Here is a 6,690-nt window from a genome sequence, read left to right on the forward strand (position 1 = left end):
GGCCGGGCTCGGGCGCTGATACGCCAGCCCCCGGGCGGCGAACTTGTCCGGATAGACCTCGCTGTCGACCAGCCAGCGCGTGCCGGTGATGCCGATCTTGCGGAAGCCGCGCTCGGCCGCCTGGGCGGCGACGACTTCGGCAATGTGCAGCCAGGGCCGCGGCGACCGCGCTTCGACGTAGGGAAAGGCCTGGTGGATGGTGTTGTCGGGGCAGATCAGGAACTCGGCGCCGCTGGCCGCCAGCTTGGCCGCCGAGGCCAGCATCAAATCGCCGACGCCCTGCCAGTCGCCGCGATCGAGGCAGGCCACATAGTCGGCGAGCGACGGCGTGTGCATCGAGATCTCGGGGTGGCCATGCGGGCCCAACAGCGCCGCACCTTCGGCGCAGATCGTGCGGTAGCAGAGGGCGGCGCCTTCGGCGGAACAGGCGACGATACCGATGTGCTGGGGCATGGCGGTCGGGAGGTCGTGGCTGGGCAGCCGGAGTATCGCCGGGACGGACGCGAGTGGCCACCCCGAGATAGACCACTGGAGATGGGCGCGACGGCGCCTATGATCTCTGCCACGCCGCCTGTGCGGCGCGGCCGACCGGAAGGACCTCGCCTTGGATCTCGTGGACGACGCCCTGAACGACCGGGCCCGCCGGGCCGGCATCGCGCCGGAATGGACCGACGTCATGGGCCAGACCCGCAGCGTGGCGCCGGAGACGTTGCGCCGCCTGGCCGAGCTGATCGGCGCCGACGGAGCCGCGGCCGTGCCGCCCCTGGTCACCGGCGTGGTCGGCCAGGCGATTCCGCTGCCCGCCGCGGCGGCGGAGGGCGCCGCCGTGCTGGTGCTGGAAACCGGCGCCCGGTTCGACATCACCATCCCGGTCGGCGAGGACGGACGGCGCTGGGTGCGGCCGATCCTCGAGCCCGGCTATCACACGCTGCAACTACGCGATCGCGAAATCACCCTGGCGGTGGCGCCGCCGCGCTGCTTCAGCCTGGACGATGTCGCCCGCGGCGGCCGGATGTGGGGCTTGGCCGCCCAGATCTATGGCCTGCGCCGGCCCGGGGATGGCGGCATCGGCGACAGCACCGGCGTCGCCGGACTGGCGCGGGCAGCCGGGCGGCGCGGCGCCGATACCCTGGCGCTGAGCCCGACCCATGCGCTGTTCACGGGCGAGCCGGACCGCTTCGGCCCCTATTCGCCCTCCAGCCGCCTGTTCCTCAACCCGCTACTGGCCGACCCCGCCAGCCTGTTCGGCGCCGGACGCGTCGCGACCGCAAGCCGGGCCGCAGGGGTGGAAGTGGACCGCCGGCGCTGCGAGGCCATGGCGCTGGTCGACTGGCCGGACGCGGCACGGGCCAAGCTGGCGCTGCTCCGTGCCCTGTATGACGGCTTCGACAGCGAGGCCGGGCCGCTGGCAGGCGATTTCCAGGGCTTCCGCCAGGCCGGCGGCGCCCTGCTGGAGGATCATGCCAGGTTCGAGGCGCTGCAGGCCGCCCGTCTGGCGGCCGATCCGGCGGATCGCGACTGGCGGCGCTGGCCGGCCGAGCTGCGCACCCCCGACAGCGCCGCGGTGGCGGAGTTCGCGGCGGCACATCCCGGCGAGATCCGGTTCCACGTGTTCCTGCAATGGGTCGCCGACCGCGCCTTCGCCGACGCCCAATTCCAGGCCCGGTCGGCCGGCATGCGCATCGGCCTGGTCGCCGATCTGGCCGTCGGCATGGACGCCACCGGCAGCCATGCCTGGAGCCGGCCATCGGATGTGCTGGGCGGCGCCAGCATCGGGTCGCCGCCCGACGCCTTCAATGCCGCTGGGCAGAATTGGACCCTGGCCGCCATCTCGCCGCGGGCAATGGTCGAGACCGGCTTCGCGCCGTTCCTGGCCACGCTGCGGGCGACGCTGCGCCATGCCGGTGGGGTGCGGATCGACCATGTCATGGGGCTGGCCCGGCTGTGGCTGGTGCCGGATGGCATGGACCCGACCGAGGGCGCCTACCTGTCCTATCCGGCCGAGGACCTGCTGCGGCTGGTCGCGCTGGAATCGCACCGCCACCGCGCCGTGGTGATCGGCGAGGATCTCGGCACCCTGCCCTGGGGCTTCGCCGACCGGCTGGCCGACCATGCCGTGGCGGGCATGCGGGTGCTGTGGTTCGAACGCGAGGATGACGGCTTCAAGCCGTCCGGGCTCTGGTCGCCGACCGCCGTGGCCATGAGCTCGACCCATGACCTGGCGCCGGTCGCCGGCTGGTGGCGCGGCACCGACATCGCCGCCCGCGCCGCGCTGGACCAATATACCGATGGCGGCACGGCGGAAAGGACGCAGCGCGACGTCGACCGCGCCCAGCTGTGGCAGGCGATCGGCCCCCATGAGCCTGCACCCGCGGAACCGGCCCCGGTGGTCGACGCCGCGCTGCGCTTCGTCGCCCGCAGCCCGTCCCGTCTGGCGCTGATCCCGCTGGAGGATGCGCTGGGACTGGAGGACCAGCCGAACCTGCCCGGCACCATCGACGAACATCCGAACTGGCGCCGCCGCCTGGACCGGCCAGTGGACGAGGCGCTGGCCGACCCGGCCATCGCCCGCCGCCTCGCCGCGATCCGCCGCGAGCGCCAGCGCTGACGATCAGCCGGCCAGCCGGTCGTGGTGCCGGCCTTCGGCGAATTCCTCGATCATCTTGGCGTTGAAGGCCGGCAGGTCGTCCGGTGACCGGCTGGTCACCAGGCCTTCATCGACCACCACTTCGCGGTCGTAGACCGTGGCGCCGGCGTTGCGCAGGTCGACCTGGATCGCCTTGTAGCCGGTCATCTCGCAGCCTTCGATCACCCCGGCGCTGATCAGCAGCTGCGGGCCATGGCAGATCGCCGCCACCGGCTTGCCTGAGTCGAAGAAGGCGCGGACGAATTCGAGGGCCTTCGGGTTGGTGCGCAGCGCGTCCGGGCTGTGCACGCCGCCCGGGATCAGCAGCCCGTCGAAGCCTTCCGGCGTGGCCTGGTCGAGCGACAGGTCGACCGCGAAACTGTCGGCCGGGTCGAGATGCTTGTGGCCGGTGACGCGCGTCGATTCGGGGCTGACGATCTGCACATCGGCGCCGGCCTGCCGGAGGGCCTTGACCGGCTCGGTCAGCTCCACCTGCTCGAAGCCGTTGGCGACGATGACGGCGATCCTGCGTCCATCGAGACGTTCGGTCATGCCAATCTCCCTTGGAAAGGGGCGGCCGCGGAACGGGCCGCTTCCCAAGGCAATGGCACTCGGCGGCGGGCGGTTCCGACCGAAATCAGACCTGTGCGACCATCTGCCGGATCCGCGCCGCGGCCGCGGCTGGATAGGGGACCGCCAGTTGGTCGCAGACCACCGAGCCCAGCGAAGCGTGAAGATCGATCGCCGCGTCGAGCGCCGACAGGACACTGGCCCGGTCATGCCTGGCACAGGTCCGGGCCAGGGCGGCGACGGTGGCGGGATCGGCCCAGCGCTCGATCATGCGGGCGCCGTACCAGTCCGTCGCCGCCGCGCCGCGGGTCAGCCGCAGATGCATGCGGACCAGGTCGAACAGATGCGGCCGCAGCAGGCCGTTGAGACATTGCAACGCGACGAACAACTCGCCGCGGGCAGCTTTCCGGGCCGCCCACAGACAATGGTAGAGAAAATCCTGGGTCTTGCCGGCGAACTGCGCCGCGGTCCAGATCGGGTCGGGCGGCGATGGCGGCGGCAGCCGCTCCACCAGCCCGGCCCCGATGCCATCCTTGTCGACCAGGATGCGCAGGCCGCGAGCGGCGACGGTGCCGAATTCGGGCGGCATGCCGTCCGTGGCCCAGCCCGCCAGGGTGGCGTGCGGCAGCAGCACGAAATCGACGTCCAGCCCGCTGTCGAACAGCACCCGCCGCTCGAACTCGCCGCCGACCGCGGTGGGCTCGGTGAAGGACAGCAGCGGGGCGCCGAGCGGCGCCAGCCAGTCCGACCCGTCGAGATAGGGCCGGGGATCGGTGCAGGACAGCACCAGATCGATGTCGGAGTAATCATCGGCGGGATCGGCGCGCCGCGCCTGCGAGCCGACGATCATGGCGAAGCGGATACCGTCCTCCGCCTCGGCCCAGGGCATGAGCGTTTCGAGAAAGTGGTCCACCCTGGACGACATGGCCTAGACCCTGCCGAAGCCGTCGAGGAAGCGGCCGAGGCAGTCACCGATCACGCCGACCTCATAGCCGCCCTCCTGCACCACCACGGTCGGCAGGCCGGCCGCGGCGATGCGCGCCCCGGCGCCGGCGAAGCCGTCGGTCGACACCTTCAGCAGGCCGATCGGGTCGGCGGCATGGCTGTCGAAGCCGAGCGAGACCACCAGCGCCTCGGCGCCGAAGCCCCGCACCGCCGCCAGGCCCTGTTCGATCGCGGCATGGAAGCCGTCATCGGCGGTGCCGGGTGCCAGCGGCAGGTTCAGGTTGGCGCCCGCCCCGGCCCCGACGCCGCGCTCATCGGCATAGCCGGTGTAGAACGGGTAGTAGACGGTCGGGTCGGCGTGCAGCGACACGGTCAGCACGTCGCCCCGGCCGTAGAAGATCTCCTGCGTGCCGTCGCCGTGATGGGCGTCGACATCCAGCACCGCGACCCTGGCGAAGCGTCCGCGCAGGGCCTGGGCGGCGATGGCGGCGTTGTTGAGGTAGCAGAAGCCGCTGGCCCGGTCGGCACGGGCGTGGTGGCCGGACGGCCGGCACAGCGCATAGGCGGCACGGTCGCCGTCCAGCACCGCCTGCGCCGCGCCGGCTGCGGTCCAGGATGACGCCAGGATCGCCGGCCAGCTGCCCTCGCCCAGCGGCACGGCGAGGTCGCCGAGGTAGTGGCCGGCCTGTGCGACGATCGACGGCGACCGGCAGGGCGGCCGCACCGTGCCCGGCACGCCGTTCCAGTACGGCGACAGGTTCGGCAGCACCTCCGGCCCGTCATTGGGCAGTTCGGCCCAACGGCGATGGGCATCGGCCAGGAAGTCGAGGAAGTCGGCCGTGTGCACCGCCAGGGCCGGGTCGCGGCCGCGATCGGTCGGCGCCTCGGCCGCGATGCCCCGGGCGGCCAGGGCGGCGAGCAGCGGGTCGACCCGCGCCGGCACATCCTGCGGCGCGGCCAGCCGGCCGGCCCGCATGAACTGCTGCGGCCGGTGCAGGCGCTGGTCGGGATGGAAGAAGGCGCGCATCGGCGATCCTCAGGCAGCTTTGACTTCGATCAAGGTCGGCCGCGTGTCGTCGAAGGCGGCGGCCAGGCGCTGCGGCAGGTGGCGCGGATCCTCCACCGCGGCATAGCCACAGCCATAGGTGGCGGCCATGGCGTCGAAGGCCGGCGGCTCGATGTCGACGCCCAGCCGGGCGATGCCGGCCTTGTCCATGCCATAGGCGATCTGGCCCAGGCCGCGGTTGTTCCAGACCACGACCGGCAGCCCGAGGCGGAGATCGGCGGCCGTCCCCAGCTCCTGGCAGGTGAAGCCGAAGCCGTAATCGCCGGCCAGCGCCACCACCTGGGCATCGGGCCGGGCCAGCTTGGCCCCGATCGCGGCGGGCAGGCCGTAGCCCAGCGTGCCGAAGCCGACCGGGTGCAGCCAGCCGCGCGGCTGGCGCGATGGGAAGCAGACATTGCCGGTGTAGGCGATCTGGGTCATGTCGCTGACCACCACGGCATCGTCCGGCAGCGCGTCGCGCAGCCGTTCCAGCAAGGCGAGATGGCCCGGCTTGTCGCCGAATTCCGCCTGGTCGGCGGCGCGGCGCAGCGGCGCCAAATCGCCGGCCCAGGGCGGCCGGCCGCCACGGTCGGCCAGCGCCGCCGCCAGCCCTTCCAGGGCCTGCGCCGCATCGCACAACAGCGCCACAGTCGGCCGGTGGTCGCGCACCAGCACGTCGGGGTCGATGTCGACGCGGATCAGCGCGCCGTTGAAGCGCAGCGGCGCCCAGCGGTCGTTCAGCGACAGCTCGGTGCCGACGGCGAGCACGACATCGGCCCCGGCGATCAGCTTCTGGCCTTCGTCGGTGCCGATGCGCGAGCCGATCGAATGCGGCCCGTCATCCGGCACGATGCCCTTGCCGGCGATCGAGCAGGCGACCACGGCGCCCAGGCTGGCCGCCAGCCGCCGGGTTGGGGGCCGGCAGCGGCAGCGGCGGCAGCGCGCCGGGATCGTCGGCGACCTCGCCCGTCGCCACGTCGAGCGGCAATTCGATATAGACCGGGCGCGGCCGGCCCAGGGTCATGCGGGCGAGGCTGAGATCGGCCACGGCGCGGGCCTGGGCCGGATCGATGACGGTGAGGGCGGAGGCGACCAGCCCTTCCATCGCCTGGCGCTGATTGCGCATCTCATGCAACTCGCCGCGGCCGAGGCCGAGATCCACGCGGGCGTTGACGGTGGACAGCACCACCATCGGCACGCTGTCGGAATAGGCCTGGCCGATGCCGGTGGCGGCGTTCAGCAGCCCGGGGCCGGTGATCAGCACGCACAAAGCCGCCTTGCCGCTGGCGCGGGCATAGCCGTCGGCCATGAAGGCCGCCCCCTGCTCATGCCTTACGGCGACATGGCGCACGCCGTTGCGGCCGAGGGCGCGATAGAGCTCGAGCGTGTGCACGCCGGGGATGCCGAAGGCGGTGTCGACGCCGCTGCGGGTGAAGGCATCGATGATCGCCTGCGCGCAATTGTCAGCCATGAAACCTCCAGCCCCGATCTCGACTCGTGTTGC

General features: G+C 72.4%; 7 protein-coding genes. 1 reads left to right on the forward strand and 6 read right to left on the reverse strand.

All coding sequences use genetic code 11. The features are described 5' to 3' along the window. On the reverse strand, positions 1 to 453 hold a 453-nt coding region (locus tag AC3XYG_RS31315), incomplete at its 3' end, for an aspartate/glutamate racemase family protein (RefSeq protein ID WP_489143800.1). 160 nt (positions 454 to 613) lie between these two features. On the opposite strand from AC3XYG_RS31315, the gene malQ reads away from it, so the two are divergent. Continuing rightward, positions 614 to 2,608 (forward strand): 4-alpha-glucanotransferase, encoded by a 1,995-nt coding sequence (gene malQ, locus AC3XYG_RS31320; protein ID WP_489143806.1) that lies wholly within the window; start codon positions 614 to 616, stop codon positions 2,606 to 2,608. 3 nt (positions 2,609 to 2,611) lie between these two features. Here the strand turns inward: malQ and AC3XYG_RS31325 are convergent, their stop codons facing one another. The 5 genes from AC3XYG_RS31325 to AC3XYG_RS31345 form a co-directional block, all read right to left on the reverse strand. Continuing rightward, a complete protein-coding gene (locus AC3XYG_RS31325; protein WP_489143801.1) occupies positions 2,612 to 3,178 on the reverse strand; it encodes a type 1 glutamine amidotransferase domain-containing protein in 567 nt (188 codons plus the stop codon). Between the two features lie 85 nt (positions 3,179 to 3,263). Next, positions 3,264 to 4,121, reverse strand: coding sequence for an aminoglycoside 6-adenylyltransferase (locus AC3XYG_RS31330; RefSeq protein ID WP_489143802.1), 858 nt, complete (start codon positions 4,119 to 4,121; stop codon positions 3,264 to 3,266). Positions 4,122 to 4,124: 3 nt separating this feature from the next. Continuing rightward, positions 4,125 to 5,168, reverse strand: coding sequence for a histone deacetylase family protein (locus AC3XYG_RS31335; protein ID WP_489143803.1), 1,044 nt, complete (start codon positions 5,166 to 5,168; stop codon positions 4,125 to 4,127). A gap of 9 nt (positions 5,169 to 5,177) precedes the next feature. Then, a complete protein-coding gene (locus AC3XYG_RS31340) occupies positions 5,178 to 6,068 on the reverse strand; it encodes a thiamine pyrophosphate-dependent enzyme (protein ID WP_489143804.1) in 891 nt (296 codons plus the stop codon). Beyond that, positions 6,025 to 6,657 (reverse strand): thiamine pyrophosphate-binding protein, encoded by a 633-nt coding sequence (locus AC3XYG_RS31345; protein WP_489143805.1) that lies wholly within the window; start codon positions 6,655 to 6,657, stop codon positions 6,025 to 6,027. The genes AC3XYG_RS31340 and AC3XYG_RS31345 overlap by 44 nt, the downstream gene beginning before the upstream one ends. Positions 6,658 to 6,690: the final 33 nt, after the last annotated feature.

It is taken from the genome of Inquilinus sp., from assembly GCF_057815775.1.

Coding starts and splice junctions, on each gene's coding strand:
- AC3XYG_RS31335 (WP_489143803.1), bottom strand. CDS start 5,168: ATGCGCGCCTTCTTCCATCCCGACCAGCGCCTGCACCGGCCGCAGCAG.
- AC3XYG_RS31330 (WP_489143802.1), bottom strand. CDS start 4,121: ATGTCGTCCAGGGTGGACCACTTTCTCGAAACGCTCATGCCCTGGGCC.
- AC3XYG_RS31325 (WP_489143801.1), bottom strand. CDS start 3,178: ATGACCGAACGTCTCGATGGACGCAGGATCGCCGTCATCGTCGCCAAC.
- AC3XYG_RS31345 (WP_489143805.1), bottom strand. CDS start 6,657: ATGGCTGACAATTGCGCGCAGGCGATCATCGATGCCTTCACCCGCAGC.